Annotated in this window: 16 protein-coding genes; 2 read left to right on the forward strand and 14 right to left on the reverse strand. The window is 43.4% G+C overall.

Annotated elements, in window-relative coordinates; genetic code table 11:
- Positions 1-82 precede the first annotated feature (82 nt).
- The 6 genes from FAM09_RS01505 to FAM09_RS01530 form a co-directional block, all read right to left on the reverse strand.
- The gene (locus FAM09_RS01505) at positions 83-682 is read right to left on the reverse strand and encodes an RNA polymerase sigma factor (protein WP_166436994.1); all 600 of its coding nucleotides are present in this window, start codon (positions 680-682) and stop codon (positions 83-85) included.
- A 47-nt stretch (positions 683-729) separates the two neighbouring features.
- On the reverse strand, positions 730-1,950 hold the full coding sequence (locus tag FAM09_RS01510; RefSeq protein WP_136575309.1) for a FecR family protein: 1,221 nt from the start codon (positions 1,948-1,950) through the stop codon (positions 730-732).
- Positions 1,951-2,098: 148 nt separating this feature from the next.
- The gene (locus tag FAM09_RS01515; RefSeq protein WP_136575310.1) at positions 2,099-2,695 is read right to left on the reverse strand and encodes an RNA polymerase sigma factor; all 597 of its coding nucleotides are present in this window, start codon (positions 2,693-2,695) and stop codon (positions 2,099-2,101) included.
- Between the two features lie 601 nt (positions 2,696-3,296).
- Positions 3,297-3,935, reverse strand: a complete 639-nt coding sequence (locus tag FAM09_RS01520) for a DUF6266 family protein (protein ID WP_136575311.1) — start codon at positions 3,933-3,935, stop codon at positions 3,297-3,299.
- A 500-nt stretch (positions 3,936-4,435) separates the two neighbouring features.
- A complete protein-coding gene (locus FAM09_RS01525) occupies positions 4,436-4,645 on the reverse strand; it encodes a hypothetical protein (protein WP_136575312.1) in 210 nt (69 codons plus the stop codon).
- A gap of 18 nt (positions 4,646-4,663) precedes the next feature.
- Positions 4,664-5,032 (reverse strand): hypothetical protein, encoded by a 369-nt coding sequence (locus tag FAM09_RS01530; RefSeq protein WP_136575313.1) that lies wholly within the window; start codon positions 5,030-5,032, stop codon positions 4,664-4,666.
- 337 nt (positions 5,033-5,369) lie between these two features.
- On the opposite strand from FAM09_RS01530, the gene FAM09_RS01535 reads away from it, so the two are divergent.
- The gene (locus tag FAM09_RS01535) at positions 5,370-5,813 is read left to right on the forward strand and encodes a lipocalin family protein (protein ID WP_136575314.1); all 444 of its coding nucleotides are present in this window, start codon (positions 5,370-5,372) and stop codon (positions 5,811-5,813) included.
- A gap of 146 nt (positions 5,814-5,959) precedes the next feature.
- On the opposite strand, the gene FAM09_RS01540 is transcribed toward FAM09_RS01535, so the two are convergent.
- The 3 genes from FAM09_RS01540 to FAM09_RS01550 all read right to left on the reverse strand — a co-directional run bounded on the left by FAM09_RS01540 (position 5,960) and on the right by FAM09_RS01550 (position 8,070).
- The gene (locus FAM09_RS01540; protein ID WP_166436995.1) at positions 5,960-6,355 is read right to left on the reverse strand and encodes a protease inhibitor I42 family protein; all 396 of its coding nucleotides are present in this window, start codon (positions 6,353-6,355) and stop codon (positions 5,960-5,962) included.
- A gap of 124 nt (positions 6,356-6,479) precedes the next feature.
- Positions 6,480-6,905 carry a hypothetical protein gene (locus tag FAM09_RS01545; protein WP_136575316.1) on the reverse strand — a complete coding sequence of 142 codons (426 nt, stop codon included), beginning with the start codon at positions 6,903-6,905 and terminating at the stop codon, positions 6,480-6,482.
- 52 nt (positions 6,906-6,957) lie between these two features.
- Complete coding sequence (locus FAM09_RS01550; protein WP_136575317.1) at positions 6,958-8,070, reverse strand: C1 family peptidase; 1,113 nt, start codon at positions 8,068-8,070, stop codon at positions 6,958-6,960.
- 566 nt (positions 8,071-8,636) lie between these two features.
- On the opposite strand from FAM09_RS01550, the gene FAM09_RS01555 reads away from it, so the two are divergent.
- A complete protein-coding gene (locus FAM09_RS01555) occupies positions 8,637-10,352 on the forward strand; it encodes a hypothetical protein (RefSeq protein WP_136575318.1) in 1,716 nt (571 codons plus the stop codon).
- A 47-nt stretch (positions 10,353-10,399) separates the two neighbouring features.
- Here FAM09_RS01555 and FAM09_RS01560 read toward each other — a convergent pair whose 3' ends face one another.
- The 5 genes from FAM09_RS01560 to sufD all read right to left on the reverse strand — a co-directional run bounded on the left by FAM09_RS01560 (position 10,400) and on the right by sufD (position 14,320).
- Positions 10,400-10,903 (reverse strand): RrF2 family transcriptional regulator, encoded by a 504-nt coding sequence (locus FAM09_RS01560; RefSeq protein ID WP_136575319.1) that lies wholly within the window; start codon positions 10,901-10,903, stop codon positions 10,400-10,402.
- 121 nt (positions 10,904-11,024) lie between these two features.
- Positions 11,025-11,336 carry an iron-sulfur cluster assembly protein gene (locus FAM09_RS01565; protein ID WP_136575320.1) on the reverse strand — a complete coding sequence of 104 codons (312 nt, stop codon included), beginning with the start codon at positions 11,334-11,336 and terminating at the stop codon, positions 11,025-11,027.
- A complete protein-coding gene (locus FAM09_RS01570) occupies positions 11,302-11,775 on the reverse strand; it encodes a SufE family protein (protein ID WP_136575321.1) in 474 nt (157 codons plus the stop codon). Before FAM09_RS01570 ends, FAM09_RS01565 begins: the two co-directional genes overlap by 35 nt.
- Positions 11,776-11,777: 2 nt before the next feature.
- Positions 11,778-13,019: a cysteine desulfurase gene (locus tag FAM09_RS01575; RefSeq protein WP_136575322.1), complete on the reverse strand. Its 1,242-nt coding sequence runs from the start codon at positions 13,017-13,019 to the stop codon at positions 11,778-11,780.
- A complete protein-coding gene (sufD, locus tag FAM09_RS01580; RefSeq protein WP_136575323.1) occupies positions 13,016-14,320 on the reverse strand; it encodes a Fe-S cluster assembly protein SufD in 1,305 nt (434 codons plus the stop codon). The genes FAM09_RS01575 and sufD overlap by 4 nt, the downstream gene beginning before the upstream one ends.
- Positions 14,321-14,458: the final 138 nt, after the last annotated feature.

Genomic DNA, 14,458 nt, shown 5'->3' on the forward strand with positions numbered 1-14,458 from the left:
CTTTTCAGTCGGTGAAGTATCCACTATCTGGATTTCTTATAATCAGAGTTAATGAGAAAAGAACTGTTGAATAAGGTTTGATTTATGCAGCGGTTGACAATTCCAACTCCCGGCTTACATATTGTTGCACTTTCTTCATGGCTATATTTATACTGTTGTCAATCGTGTTGACTGAAACTTTCATTATATCAGCGATCTCTTTCCGCCCCAATCCCATATCCCGGTATATAAACACTTTCTTCTGCTTCTCCGGTAATTTCTGTACTGCTTTCAAGGCAATCCGGCTTATTTCCTTTACTACTACTTCGTCGTGGTAATACGCATCTTTATGAGACTGACAATAGTTTTTATACAGTGGCCTTTTCCGTACTTCCTTTTTATAATGTGTGTGGCAACTGTTCCTGGCCATTATGAACAGGTAACCTTCTGCATTTTTCAGTATACTGCTGATGCGGTCGAACTGCAGCCACAGCTTCAAAAAAACTTCCTGCGCCATATCTTCCGCCTCTTCCTTCGATCCTGTATATACATACGCATAACTGTACACTTTGTACCAGTTATGTTTGTAAATATTGCCAAAGAACTTCTCTTTTTCTGGCTCGCCCGCCTGTAGCTCTAGCGAAGGCTGGGGCGTCTGCAGTTCGTTTTTTTCTACTGTCGTATATGTACATTCGGGTTTCATGTTGCAATCCTTTTCATTCATGCTACATGCTGTATGTCACATGAACGTTATCCTTTAATAATTAACTTTTTTCCTTCTATTTTGAAATTTACTTCCAACACATTCAGGAGTTTCAACACTTCGGATAAGTTTGCAGTTCGATATATTTTTCCGCTGAATTCCTCATTGCTTATAGTACCCTCGTACACCACATCGACATCGTACCAGCGGGAGATCTGTCGCATAATAGTTTTCAAATTCTCATTCTTGAAATAGAACAGCCCATTCTTCCACGCAACTTCCTTGCTAATATTTACACCAGTCTTTACATCAATACTTTTATCTGTTGCCTCTGCCTGCTCGCCTGGCTTTATCATCACCTGTTGATCTCCCTTTTTCACTTTCACCGCACCTTTCAGCAAGGTGGTCTTCACAGCGCCTTCATCAGTGTATGAATTAACATTAAACACGGTGCCCACTACCTGCACTTCCATGCCAGCCACCGAAACTATAAATGGCTTCCGGCTGTTATGGGCAATTTCAAAATACGCTTCACCGGTAATATCAACTCTTCTTTCCTGTTCATTAAATGCTACAGGAAAACGGATTGAAGAGGAAGAGTTGAGCCAAACAGCACTACCATCAGAAAGTCTTACAGGGTACATTTGTCCCCGCGATGTTTTCAATGTATTGTATAGCGCTTTCGTTTCCAGGGTCGCATCTCTTTTATACACCAGTTGCCCATCAGCATTCATCACCTGCATGTTTCCCTGTTGCGCCAGCTTTCCTGAACCGGCACTGTCAAGGTCAATAGCTGAACCGTCTGACAGGATCAATTGTGCTTTATAGCTGCCCGGTGTTACATCATTCTTTAATTCGTTTTCAACTGGTTGAATTGTAGCAACGGGTTGTTTCGTATCTTTCTTTAACAATAACCAGGCGCCCGTACCAATCACTGCTGTTACTACTGCTGCTGCGGCCACTGTTTTCCAAATACTATGCGTGGCGCGCTTCATGGGTGTTACCAGAGCGCCGGGAAAAAGCAGGTCGGTAACGCGTCTTCTTACATCTTCCTTTGTCCCTTCTATTTCATGACGCTGGTTCAGCTTTGCCTGTAATTCCTCGTCATTCGTTAATGACGCAAAAAGCCGTTTATTTTCCGGTGATGCATTTGTCCAATTATCCAGTATTGTTTTTTCTTCTTCGGTGATCTCTCCCTGGTAGTACTTAAATATAAGGCTTCCCACTTCGAACAACTCATTGGATTGATTATAGGATTCTTCAGCCATTCATTAAGCATTTAAAAATGTGATCTGATTAAGTTTACTTGCCCTGCCTTAACCGAAAAAAATAACAATTTGGTAACCGTTATATAATAGAAACGGATGGCAGAGTCACTTTGTCCAAGAAATTTTAAAATATTTTTTTTTAAGATCTCTACAGGTCTAAACCAGCCAGGGCCAGGCAAAAGAATACATAGCCTTCCTGCGAAAATGCATGCTTCAAATGTTTGATGGCCAAAGACCTTTGTGTAGTTACCGCGCTCTCGGATATTTGTAGAACGGATGCGATCTCCTTCGTCTTTAAGCCCTTAAAATAGGTAAGAATGAAAATCTCGCGGCACCGGTTGGGCAGTTTCTGCACCTCTTTGTAGATCTTATTGATGAGGTCTGATTCGATGATAAGATGATCTGACTGCTTTTTTTCTTCCTCGCTGAGCAGGTGCGTTTCATATTCCCTTTTCACTTCGTTCAACCGTTGTCTGTACCGTAAATAATCAAGACACTGGTTACGGATAGTGATATATAAAAAGGCCTTTATATTGTTGGCTGTTTGAAAGTTGTCTTTTAAACTCCAGAATTTACGAAAGACGGTGATCACAATGTCCTGCGCCTCTTCGCGATTGCTAACCAGGCGCTCGGCGAAGTATTGCAATTGCGTATAATATTCGTTAAATAAATAATCGAATACCCGGCTGTCGTTGCTCTTTAAGCCGTCAATAATTTGAGTCTCAGTAAATTGGCTAGATTTCATTGATTACTCCTGTGGCATTCATAGGGGAATTGAACGTATAATTTAATTTACTGAAAGACAATGCAATCAATTGCAATGGAATGCTTTGCATTCATTGTAAAAGCCGCGGTATTTTGCGGCGGATGCGCTAGGTTAATGATTATTTGAGTGCGAGAATAAGGCGGATAGGTTATATGGATAACAGACACCCATACGGCACGAATTTAAGGGGAAAAAACGGCTTATCCAATGGAGCCCGAAAACAAGAATTTCCACATTTTCAACATCGACTGGATATTAAGTTACAAAAAAACAGCTTTCTTTATAATTAATGTTACGAATTTAATTTTTTCCCTTACCTATTATTTTCATACGTTATATCTTAGAAAACAAAGGATTTATGAAAAGATCTGCATAAAAATTCATGCCGTACTACTAACGTCTCCTTGGATAGTGTAATACAATCCAATAATTATAATAAGATTCCCTTCTTTGCCAAATTAGCCAATTCCGCTTAAAACGCCTGCTTGTCTTGATCTGACCACTCTATAAGTATGTTTAATCAAAAAAAGCCATCCCGCTTTCGCGGAACAGCTTCTTTTTAGGGTACCGATACCTGCCGTTAGGTGATCATTACCTCACCCGCATAAGAACTGTCGTAAACAGTTACTCCATCGGCTGAAATGAAAGCCACCCAGGCATGTACCTTTTGTCCGCTGAAACCGGGCATTTCAAGAGAACCTGTGCCTGTACTGCGGTCTGGTCCCTGTATTGTAAATACACTTACTTTATGTGTTTCACAATGCGCAACCAGGATCGCCTTGTCTGTAGGCTTGTTCAGGTTCGAAGCATACCCATAGTTCCATTTGAACGTAATGGTCTCTGCCACAGTTGACGCAACTGAAGCTCGAAGTAGCCCGTCGCGTTCGCCACGACTTACCATTACCTGGGTGTAATCGATCCTGTAATCAGGCGAGTTGCCGGTGACAGCAGTTTTTAATATCTGCTTCACTGCAGCGTTGTAACCTGACATTTTAATTGCCTTTTCGCGGAAACTAATCTTCACCACCGATTTGATGGATCGTACAAAGTCAACCACCAGAGACAATTTGGATCTGTGTTCTTCCTGACGTGGGGTGGTAGGTTGATTGCTACGTGTTCCGATACTGCGGATGTAGTCTACACCATTCCATTTACCACCCACTAATTTGCCGACTTTTCCTTTAAAGGCGCCGTGCATGCCTTCTTCAATTCGTGCCATAAAACTTGTTTTTAAAATGTGAATGAATAATTGTTAATGCACATAGCGCATGTTCATAACCGGTATTTGTTCAATTGCCTTGTGCGATACAAATGTAAGGTCAATAAAATATAAAAAACAACAGTGATGAATATCCCACAGCCGTAAACGGTACGATTGAGCCGAAATGGTTCATAATAGCCGAAATTGTACAAAACAGCCGTTTTTGGTCAAAAGCAGCATGTGAAAACGTTCACCTGTTGCTTACCTATGGCTTACCATTCCCTTACCTCCCGCTTACCTGTTGGTTATATTTCCCTTATACATACCTTACTATTCCTTTACCTTTTCTTTACCTCACAGGTAGAAAAAGGTAAGTCAGGTATAAAGGAGGTATAAAGAACAAGTAAGACGGGTAGTACAAAAAGGTTAAGAATAAGTAAAAGCAACCTAATGGTATATAATGCAAAATCCTTCACAGATAACTGTGAAGGATCTCTAATTTCATGATTACTTATTTCCTACATCTGCCCTACGCCATTCTCGGCCATTCGCCGCATCTTCCTGATCATTCGGCCCGCACGGCGTTCCTGTATATGCCTGGGTATAAAGTCAGGGTCCTTTTCATCATGGCACCCGCCACCTCTTTGCTTGATCTTAGCGCGTGGCACTATCACTTTTTTCTTTTTATATCCACGGTTCCTGACCGTTTTCTTATTTCTTAACTTCATAGCAATCGTTTTTAATTATTAGTTGTAATAAATTTCGTGCATTGCCAGCAAACCTAACACGTACTGCTCTACCCGCTTTTCAGAAACGCCTGTGTACTTAATGAACTCAGTGATGAGCAGCCCACGGCCAGGCGCCTTGCCTTCCTTTTGACGAATTGCGGTAACCAGCCAACTGGCTTCAACAGGCTTTATGCCCAGGAGGTAAATAATATCTTTCTTATAAAAAACCTTCTTTCTTAAAATCCCTTCATACTTTAGAATATTGTCGAAAAGCGCATCGGGCGGCGCCGTGAAAGCGCCTTCTGAAACGAAATACATCTCTAATATAGCAAACTCCAGCGGGTTCTCCTTCGGCGTCTTTCCCTTCCTTTTTGATGAACCAGCCATATAGTTTAATGTTTAATTGTAAAGTCAATATCGCCAGTGGCGTTTGGGTAAACAACTGATGTAAATCAGGAATTATGCCTTCGCGTTGGCATATACATATCTTTTTTTCTTATTTTTATGCTACCCATCATTCTTGAAAAAACCATCGGTTAATGGCACTGACATTGGTTGCAGCGTTTTTATCCTTCCAGTAGCTGACAGAATCTGATGGGCTATCTCACTCTGCTCACCATGGCCGGTCAATAACCAGCCCTCCCTTCAAAACTATAGACATATGTACCTGGCAACGCCTTACCAGCGTGCCTCTTGTTCGTTAATCAAAACCTTGGGGAATTTCATGATGCACATTGTACCAAACCGTGTTACCGGGTTGCGCCCGTTAACATCCTTCGCCTGTATGGCCTTTTTCACTGTATTGATCGCCGGGGCCTGTAAAAAAAAGGACGAAAAAGGGGTAACAGAAAGACTGATGAATAAATGGAGCCTCGTTCAAATGTTGGATACCGTCTATGCTTCCGGCGCCGCTCCTGTACCTGGCCAATACTCCGGTAAAAGCGGTGATTATATGGACTTCCGGAAAGATGGCAAGCGGTATTCCTTCATCGACAACAACTACGACACGGCCAATTACACCTATTCTGAGCAAAATCTCAAAGTGAACGTGAGTGGCCGCAAATACAACATCCTCATCTTAACCGATAATACCATGGTCCTGCACGAACCTAAATATGCCACCTCTAGTACCGATTATGTTGCTTACAAGATCACGTTGAAAAGGTGAATGGTCAATGGTGAAGAACCGCTTTAAGCTGTAAGCCGTAAGCTACAAGCTGCAAGCAAATACAGCTTCCGCGCAGTGTTTTGTCTTTTGCCTTTCGCTTGCGGCTTGAAGCGTGAAGCTTGTAGCGGTATTTCATTAGCACATTATCATTGAATCTGATAACTAATACTAAACTGCTTACCTGCCTTCGACGCGTCTTCCCAGGAACGCCGGTATAAAAATCGGATGGAACCATTCTGCACCTGGGTTTGCGGGTTCAGTTCAAATACGTCCATGCCGCCTGCCCCTATGCCGGCATCGGCCTGCGTTCTGTATTGATGCGACACACTGAAATGATTATTGGGCAGCACCTCCCAATTGTATCCTGTGCCCGGACTGGCGGGCAATTTTATCACTACATGATCATCCATTTTCAATTGCAACTTCCTGCCATTATCGGCTTCACTTAATTGATACTCCTGCATACAATGCATATTTAAAAAACTAAACAATACTATCAGCACAAATACTACTTCGGCAGGCCATATATGCTGCTTCGCCATACGCCGTTTATGGGTATTTTGCCTCTCCATAATATAGCCTGCCAAAATAGTTTTGCCCCGTGACACGGTTTCCCTTCAACTTAGGTTGGTACCGTGGCACGGATTGAATGAAACTTACGACCGCTTACCATGCATACATCTCAATGATCTGGTCATTCTCGATCAACACATTTACAAAGGTTTGCTTTTCCAAAGCATGTGTAGTAAGTATATTAAAGGCAACGATCGAAGAATCTGAGCCACTATACAATTTCTTCCAGCCCAGATCGGTGAGGTTTACCCATGCATTGCGCGTTTGGGCAATGGTCCATACACCAACCACTTTCTTATTGGTATGCCACACCCCGGCGCCATAGGCTTCTTCTGCCTGTCCTTTTTCAAACTCTTTAATAGAGTCGAATGGTGTAGCAAGGGCGCTGCCGCCCGATTTACCGTTCTCTCCTTTTGAAACCGGTAATAAAGGTTGTGCATCCGGAATAATGGTGTCGCTTACTGATGCTGAAACTGATGCTGCTGACGGCAGTTCAGTTGGTATGTTCTTCTTGGACATGTTATAATTTTTTGGGTGATTATTACAAACTGATGAACTCATGAACCTGCATTTATGCATACACTTCTGTAATGATGCCATCTACAATATGGGCAGAAACATTACGTCCGGCTGTTTTTGCAGTTGCCAGGTCATTCAACAGGAGGTAGAAATTGGCATCGTTAGAGGGAGAGATCCTTTTCCAACCTTCGTTACCCAGGTAAGCATATGCATTGCGGTCGCTCTTGTTGTTCCACAAACCTCTTACGCTGATATTGTTCAACCAGGCTGTATCAACAAGCGCATCAACACCCTGCATGGCGCTATCGATACCACACTCGCCGTAGCCGATGCGGAAATAACCACTTTCGCCCCAGCCTGCGCCCCAACTGTTCTTACAGATCCAGAACTGTTGCGCATCGTTATACCCTACGCAGCATACGCAGTGGCCGCCACGGAATTGTGCATTGGCCGATTTACGATACACACCACTGTTATAAGCGAAGAAATCGGAGTATACAGAGAAACAGGCGATCATTGGGCCATTGGTGCTCAACCACTCTTTAATAGCGGCAATGTTCGTTTTGTTTGAGTAGGTTTGAACCTTGGTTACACGATTTTGCCAATCGGCGCAACGTCCGGTACAGTTTTGATCGCCGGGCGTATACGGATAACAGGCTTCATCTGTAACACCGGTAGTTTTATAATTTTCAAGGGCTCTTTCAGGCCACCAGCCGTTACCGCAGTTACGGCTTTCAGCTCTTGCCAAACAATAAAAGAGGTGAGCTTCGGAATGGTCAACCGCATAAGCGGCATTGTTCTTAATGATCTTGATCCTGCTTTCTACAGCAGCAATGGTACCAAAGGCTACGCAGGAACCGCAACTACCCTGGTCTTTAATGGGTGTTAAGAAGTTGAGGCCGCCTTTGTTGCGCCAGTCGAATGATGCCGGAGCGCCAAACTCATTGCCATAAGCGCTTTTACGTACATTAAAATTAAGCAGGTTGGCCTGGGCCATAGCTTCCTGTTCAGAAAAGCTTGGCTCGCCCGGACCGGGGGTATAACCCAGGCGTTTGCTCTGCTCTTCTTCTGAGAGTTCAAAGATCATGTTAGTTCCAGCATTCCAGGTGCTGTCATTTTGCAGCAGGTTGCTGCGGAGCGCATTCAGTTCTTCTGACTTGTTCATAAGCGCATGATTTAAATGGTTAAAGAAAAAATAATTACAAGTGCATTCAGGCCGATATTTTCACATCGATCGGGTATTGCTTATTGTAAGGCGTACAGATAAATGTGCTTTGTTGAAAAAAACAAAGCATACAGGATCCTTAACCGTATTGTTTCAAACTGTGCCTACTGCCAGAGCTGCTGCTGAAAAACTTAATTTGGTTGAGAAGAAAAGTTTAGAAGGGATATACGGAACTGTTAGAAAATTCTGCCTAAGCTACATTAAATAAATTTAATAATCAATACCTCAAAGTGGTTATATCATTCATTAATGATCACTTATTGTACATTATTGTACAACACGACTTACTTGTTGCCAGTATAAAAATTGAACCGCTTATCTGGCAACACATAGCGTACATGCGACCCTAACAATTGAAGTACACCATATTATCCACATTATTAATGAATTATATTCTTTTTATATACCAAAAAACAATAATAAACGTTATTAATAATAACACTCCCTGCTTTTTATACAATGCATTGAAAACCAGGCGAGCGTTCACTCTATAAAACCAGTACCTCATGAATTACCAACAACTCGTATCGGTATGCTCTTACACCGGCATCGTAATTTTACTAGTTGCGTGCCATACTACGCACCACACTACGGTATATACTAATGGTCAACCACCCCCACAAACCAAGGTCATTGTAGTTAAGGAACCGCCTCGTGTTGTTGAAAAGGTGGTGATCGTTAAAGAACAACAACCCGTTCAAACTGAGCGTGTAGTTGTAGTAAACAATACGCAAACCACTTATAAGAATACCCGCACCACTACCCCTGCTACAACCCAAAATAATAATAACCCTACTCCGCCTCCGGCGCAGCGGCCAACATACCCTTACAAATCAAAAGAGCAGAAAGAGCGTGAAGAGAAAGAACGTCTTGAAAAGGAACGATTGGAAAAAGAACGCATTGAAAAAGAAAAGAAAGATAAAGAGGACAAGGAACGACTGGAGAAAGAAAGAAAAGAATGGGGTCAAAATATGCGCAAGGATAAAATCATTCCGGGCGGCGGCGTGAAAGAGCGCGAAGAAAAAGAAAAGAAGGAGCGTGAAGAGAAAGAGCGTTTTGAGAAAGAAAAGAAAGATAAAGAAGACAAAGAGCGGGCTGATAAGGAGAAGAAAGATAAAGAGGATAAAGACCGCGCTGACAAGGAAAAGAAAGACAGGGAAAATAAAGAACGCGTAGCCAAAGAGCAGAAAGATAAAGAGGACAAAGAGCGTGCTGACAAAGAGAAGAAAGATAAAGAGGACAAAGACCGCGCTGACAAGGAAAAGAAAGACAGGGAAGATAAAGAGCGTGCTGACAAAGAGAAGAAAGATAAAGAGGATAAAGAGCGTGCTGATAAAGAGAAGAAAGATAAAGAGGATAAAGATCGCGCTGACAAGGAAAAGAAAGACAGGGAAGATAAAGAACGCGTAGCAAAAGAGCAGAAAGATAAAGAGGATAAAGAGCGTGCTGACAAAGAGAAGAAAGATAAAGAGGATAAAGACCGCGCTGACAAGGAAAAGAAAGACAGGGAAGATAAAGAACGCGTAGCAAAAGAACAGAAAGACAAAGAGGAAAAAGACCGTGCTGATAAAGAAAAGAAGGATCGTGAAGAAAAAGAACGCGTAGCCAAAGAGCACAAAGACAAAGAGGACAAAGAGCGCGCAGAGAAAGAAAAAAAGGATCATGAAGAGAAAGAACGCGTAGCCAAAGAGCAGAAAGATAAAGAGGACAAAGAGCGCGCTGATAAAGAAAAAAAGGATCGTGAAGAAAAAGAACGCGTAGCCAAAGAGCAGAAAGATAAAGAGGACAAAGAGCGCGCTGATAAAGAAAAAAAGGATCATGAAGAAAAAGAGCGCATAGCTAAAGAGCAAAAAGAGAAGGAAGAAAAAGAACGCGCCGAGAAAGAGCAAAAGGACCGTGAAGAAAAAGAGCGGGTAGCTAAAGAGCAAAAAGACAAAGAAGAAAAAGAGCGCATCGCCAAAGAGCACAAAGAGAAGGAAGAAAAAGAGCGCGCCGAGAAAGAACAAAAAGATCGTGAAGAGAAGGAAAGAATAGCTAAAGAGCATAAGGAAAAAGAAGAGAAAGAACGCGTAGCTAAAGAGCAAAAAGAGAAGGAAGAAAAAGAACGCGCCTCCAGGGAACAAAAAGACAAAGAAGAGAAAGAAAAAAAGGACAGCGAAGAAAAGAGCAAAGGGGAGAAAGAAGGCGGTGAAGAAAAAGAAAAGAAAGGAAAGAAGGATTAATAACAACCAAAGACCCCGGCAGACAATGTTCCGTCGGGGTCTTTGCTTTATTGTTCAGGAGCAATGATCTGCATGATGCTCCGCTTCAATGCCGGATCGGGTTCCAGCATCTGGTATAAGATCTTGATGGATTCTTTCTCTGAATTAACGAGGTCGTGGAGGGTGACCTTATCTAATAACTGGTCTAACGTATACTGGATCATTTGCCATAAAGAACGGGCCGAACAATCTACCGAGTTGGTACATAACTTCATGGTACCAGTATGCGAACCGCAGAAGGTGCTGTTAAACATAGGACCACCCAATGCCTTCAACGCATCATTGATCACGATTTCCTTCGCAGGCTTGGCCAGTACGTAACCACCTTTATAGCCGGGCGTACTGTTTATAAATCCTTTCATTCGTAAAATACGGGTCAGCTTGGCAACATACGTGCCGGTAAGCCCTTCCGCTTCACTTAACTGCGGAATGCTCATACCATTGGTATCCTTGCACGCCGCAAGTCGTATCAATATCCGCAGACCGTATTCTTCCTGTGCAGTTATTTTCATTAGTTCTTATTTAAAGCTAGTGGCGAGTGGCGAGTAGCTAGTGGGTTTATTCTCATAACCCGCTACTTTCTGTAACTTCCTGTATTCCCCTACTCGCTTCTAACTACTTACTACTTGCCGTCTACATAAATCCCAATTCCAATTGTGCCGCTTCCGACATCATGCTTTTATCCCAGGCCGGGGTCCAGGTTACTGCTACATGCACGTCGTTCACCCCTTCTATTAAGCGTACCTTCTGATCAACTTCTACCGGTAACGATTGGGCTGCCGGGCAACCGGGCGCCGTTAACGTCATCACGATCTGAACATTATTGATCGGCAGCACATTTATTTCATATATCAAACCCAACTCCCAAATACTTACCGGTAATTCAGGATCGAAAATGGTTTGTAATACCTCAATTACTTTTTGTTTCAGTGCTTCGTTCTCCATGCTGCATCGAATTTTTGATTTTATAGGCAAGCGCAAAATTCTTCATCTGCTTTACCATCGCCAGCAACCCGTTTGAGCGGGTTTGCGCCAGGTGGGTCGTCATGCCTATCTTTTGAATAAATCCCAGGCTCGCTTGTATAATTTCATCCGGCGTATGTCCCGACAGTACCCTGATCAGCATACTGATCAATCCCTTCACGATCACCGCATCGCTATCGGCTTTAAAATATACTTTTCCATTCTCACTATCTGCTACCAGCCATACGGTGCTCTGACATCCGCGCACCTTATTCTCATCCAGCTTGTGCTTGTCTTCCAATACAGGCAGCTTCTTTCCCAGGTCGATGATATATTCGTATTTATCGTCCCACGAATCGAACAGCGAAAACTCTTCCACTATTTCGTTCTCTGTTTCCTGTATTGTTTTATGATCGCTCATTATTATAATAACATTTTTATAGCCTTCTGCAATCCTACGATCAGTTGATCTACTTCTTCCTTCGTATTGTACATGGCAAAAGAAGCACGGATGGTTCCGGGTATCCCAAAGCAATGCATCAATGGTTGCGCGCAATGGTGGCCGGTTCTTACCGCAATACCGCGGTTATCGAGCAAAATGCCAATATCCTGCGGGTGTATTTTGTCTATCACGAAGGAAACCACGCTCACTTTGGTGGCGGCAGTGCCAATGATGCGTACACCTGGTAACTGTACCAACTGTTCCGTTGCATAGGCCAGTAATTCAATTTCATGATTCCGCACCTTTTCTTTGCCGATCCTGGTCACAAAATCCAACGCCGCTTTTAACACCACGGCATCGCCGATATTCGGGGTACCGGCTTCAAATTTATACGGCAGATCATTGAAGGTGGTCTTTTCAAGCGTTACTTCTTTGATCATTTCTCCCCCACCCTGAAATGGCGGCATGGCTTCCAGCAAATGCTTCTTTCCATACAATACGCCAATACCGGTTGGGCCGTATACTTTGTGCGAGGAGAAAGCAAAAAAATCGCAATCCATCGCCTGTACATCAATATCCAGGTGAACGGTTGACTGAGCGCCATCCACCATCACCAAAGCGCCGGCCTGGTGCGCCAGTTGAATGATGGCTGATACCGGGTTCACAGTTCCCAATGCATTTGACACATGCACTACAGAAACCAGTTTTGTTTTTGAGCTCAGCAGCTTTTTATATTCATCCAGCAACAACTCCCCGTCTTGCTGAGGAATTACTTTTAGCACCGCGCCTTTTTCTTCACATAACATTTGCCAGGGAACGATGTTGGAGTGGTGCTCCATTTCTGTAATAATGATCTCGTCCCCTGCATTTATATTTTTACGTCCCCAGCTATAGGCTACCAGGTTAATACCTTCGGTAGTGCCCCGGGTAAAGATGATCTCTTCTCTTGAGGAAGCATTGATAAAACGTTGGGCTGCATCGCGACTGGCTTCAAAAGCAGCGGTTGCTTCTTCGGCCAGCGTATGGATACCCCGATGCACGTTTGCGTTATAGTTGGTATAATAATCAACCAGTGCATCTATCACCACCTGCGGCTTCTGCGTAGTAGCGGCATTATCAAAATAAACCAATGGCTGTCCCTTCACTTGCCGGTTCAGCGCCGGGAACTGTTTGCGTATGGCAAATACGTCCAGCTCCTTTGTTATGGTGTTGCTCTGTATCATGCAAATTCAAATTCCAAACGTTCTGAAATCAGTTTATCAACATACTCGCGGATGGGAGTGAGTTTAATTTGCTCCAGGATATCAACGGCAAAGCCATGCAACAACAAAGAGCGGGCAATGCTTTCTGAAATACCTCTCGAGCGCAGGTAAAACAAACTTTCTTCATCGAGCTGGCCAATGGTACAACCGTGCGAACATTTTACATCATCTGCAAAGATCTCCAACTGCGGTTTGGTGTTTACACTGGCGCCTTCTGACAGCAATACATTTTTATTGCTCTGGTACGCATTGGTTTTCTGCGCATCCTGCCGTACAAATATTTTTCCATTGAACACACCGGTACTTTGATCGTCGAGCATGCCTTTGTACAGCTCATTGCTTTCGCAATTGGGTTTTGCATGATCTACAACGGTATGGTTATCGATGTGGCTTTGGCCTTGTTGTAAATAGATACCGTACAAATGTGCTTCGCAATATTGTTCGTCGAGCACAATGTTCAGGTTATTGCGAACCAGGCCCGAATTCAGTGAAACCGTTACGGTATGTGTAGAGCTTTTTCCAATTTGCTGAATGTGCGTAGTAGCTACCTGGCTGGCATGCGATGCATCGGTTTGTATTTTATAATACTCGGTGATGGCATCTTTCTCCACCACGATCTCTATAACGCGGTTGGTAAAGCTTTCCTGTGTGCCCAGGGTATTGAAGGTTTCTACAAACTTCACCTGTGCGTTCTCGCCAACATATACGAGTGTACGCGGCTGCGCCAGTACATTGGCCTGGCGGGCATCGGTAATGTTGTAAATGTAAATGGGATGTTCAACGATCTGGCCTTTCTTCACGTGCACAAATAACCCATCCTGCACAAATGCCGTACTCAGGGCATTGATGCCGTCTTTTAAATAATTGCTGCTATGGCCCAGGTGCTTTGAAACAATATCCTTGTATTCGTTCCTGGCTGCTTCCTGCAAGAACTGCACTGTTAATCCTTTTGATCGGATCACAGATAGCTCAGCGGAATAGCGGCCATTTATGTAGAATAATTCGTTGGCCTGCTCATAACCCGGTAAACGAATGGCTGCCAGGTCTGCTGCACTTACTGCAGACTGGTTTGCCTGGTACTGGTATTCTTTATTGAAGAAGCTACCGATACGGGTATACTTCCACTCTTCGTGGCGGGTGGTGGGAATGCCCATATTATTTAACGCCTCAAATGCCTTTTGACGAATAACGCCCAGTCCATTCAGGTCGTTTACAGAAGGTAGTTGGTTAAAACGTTCCTTAATATATTCTAAATTATTCATTTTAATTTATCGCATTTCAGTTTCCAAATTCCGCCCGGTTACCAGTTTCGGGTTACCGGGGTCTTGAGCTCTCGGATCTCTAACTATTAATCGAACACCCTGCATTGGGGGCCTGGTAACCGGTAACCGGCGACCGGT

Origin of the sequence: Niastella caeni (genome assembly GCF_004834005.1) — a bacterium.
In the GTDB taxonomy this organism is placed as follows: Bacteria; Bacteroidota; Bacteroidia; order Chitinophagales; family Chitinophagaceae; genus Niastella; species Niastella caeni.

What these genes read in the sequence shown, in the direction of transcription:
- FAM09_RS01560 (WP_136575319.1), bottom strand. Translation starts at nt 10,903, where the DNA reads ATGAAAATAACTGCACAGGAAGAATACGGTCTGCGGATATTGATACGA.
- FAM09_RS01545 (WP_136575316.1), bottom strand. Translation starts at nt 6,905, where the DNA reads ATGTCCAAGAAGAACATACCAACTGAACTGCCGTCAGCAGCATCAGTT.
- FAM09_RS01515 (WP_136575310.1), bottom strand. Translation starts at nt 2,695, where the DNA reads ATGAAATCTAGCCAATTTACTGAGACTCAAATTATTGACGGCTTAAAG.
- FAM09_RS01530 (WP_136575313.1), bottom strand. Translation starts at nt 5,032, where the DNA reads ATGGCTGGTTCATCAAAAAGGAAGGGAAAGACGCCGAAGGAGAACCCG.
- FAM09_RS01520 (WP_136575311.1), bottom strand. Translation starts at nt 3,935, where the DNA reads ATGGCACGAATTGAAGAAGGCATGCACGGCGCCTTTAAAGGAAAAGTC.
- FAM09_RS01550 (WP_136575317.1), bottom strand. Translation starts at nt 8,070, where the DNA reads ATGAACAAGTCAGAAGAACTGAATGCGCTCCGCAGCAACCTGCTGCAA.
- FAM09_RS01540 (WP_166436995.1), bottom strand. Translation starts at nt 6,355, where the DNA reads ATGGCGAAGCAGCATATATGGCCTGCCGAAGTAGTATTTGTGCTGATA.
- FAM09_RS01535 (WP_136575314.1), top strand. Translation starts at nt 5,370, where the DNA reads ATGATGCACATTGTACCAAACCGTGTTACCGGGTTGCGCCCGTTAACA.
- FAM09_RS01505 (WP_166436994.1), bottom strand. Translation starts at nt 682, where the DNA reads ATGAAACCCGAATGTACATATACGACAGTAGAAAAAAACGAACTGCAG.
- FAM09_RS01570 (WP_136575321.1), bottom strand. Translation starts at nt 11,775, where the DNA reads ATGAGCGATCATAAAACAATACAGGAAACAGAGAACGAAATAGTGGAA.
- FAM09_RS01575 (WP_136575322.1), bottom strand. Translation starts at nt 13,019, where the DNA reads ATGATACAGAGCAACACCATAACAAAGGAGCTGGACGTATTTGCCATA.
- FAM09_RS01555 (WP_136575318.1), top strand. Translation starts at nt 8,637, where the DNA reads ATGAATTACCAACAACTCGTATCGGTATGCTCTTACACCGGCATCGTA.
- FAM09_RS01525 (WP_136575312.1), bottom strand. Translation starts at nt 4,645, where the DNA reads ATGAAGTTAAGAAATAAGAAAACGGTCAGGAACCGTGGATATAAAAAG.
- FAM09_RS01510 (WP_136575309.1), bottom strand. Translation starts at nt 1,950, where the DNA reads ATGGCTGAAGAATCCTATAATCAATCCAATGAGTTGTTCGAAGTGGGA.
- FAM09_RS01565 (WP_136575320.1), bottom strand. Translation starts at nt 11,336, where the DNA reads ATGGAGAACGAAGCACTGAAACAAAAAGTAATTGAGGTATTACAAACC.
- sufD (WP_136575323.1), bottom strand. Translation starts at nt 14,320, where the DNA reads ATGAATAATTTAGAATATATTAAGGAACGTTTTAACCAACTACCTTCT.